This is a genomic window from Rhizobium sp. YS-1r (assembly GCF_000757525.1).
Lineage (GTDB): Bacteria > Pseudomonadota > Alphaproteobacteria > Rhizobiales > Rhizobiaceae > Neorhizobium > Neorhizobium petrolearium.
Genome location: NZ_JPYQ01000038.1, coordinates 1 through 435 on the forward strand (window position 1 = coordinate 1; position 435 = coordinate 435).

1 tRNA gene and 1 rRNA gene are annotated in these 435 nt (G+C 54.9%); both read left to right on the forward strand.

The window, feature by feature from the left end:
* Window positions 1-95: ribosomal RNA gene (rrf, locus tag JL39_RS30600) — 5S ribosomal RNA — on the forward strand; the annotation flags it as partial.
* Between the two features lie 263 nt (window positions 96-358).
* Window positions 359-435: transfer RNA gene (locus JL39_RS21265), tRNA-Met, on the forward strand.

A 435-nucleotide genomic window follows, 5' to 3' on the forward strand; every position in this document is an offset into this window, starting at 1 on the left:
GGCTGCACCCGTTCCCATTCCGAACACGGCCGTGAAACACCCCTGCGCCAATGGTACTTCGTCTCAAGACGCGGGAGAGTAGGTCGCTGCCAGGTCTGCTAAAGGCAATGCCGCTGAAAAAACAAAGCAAACAATCTTCTCATCACGAAAACAAACGGCCCATGCCGATCCCAAGGGCCGCCCGCAAAGCGGCCTTTCTGCTTTGCAGAACTGATGTGAATATGAGGAAAACGTCCCGTTATATCACCGGTGCGTCCCTCACATGAAACAACTTGGCAAAACCAAGTTGATCAGGCAGAAGATGCAAGCGCTTCGCGCTTACATCACCGCGATAAATCCCAAAGGGATTTACGCTTGGCGCGGGGTGGAGCAGCCCGGTAGCTCGTCAGGCTCATAACCTGAAGGCCGCAGGTTCAAATCCTGCCCCCGCAACCA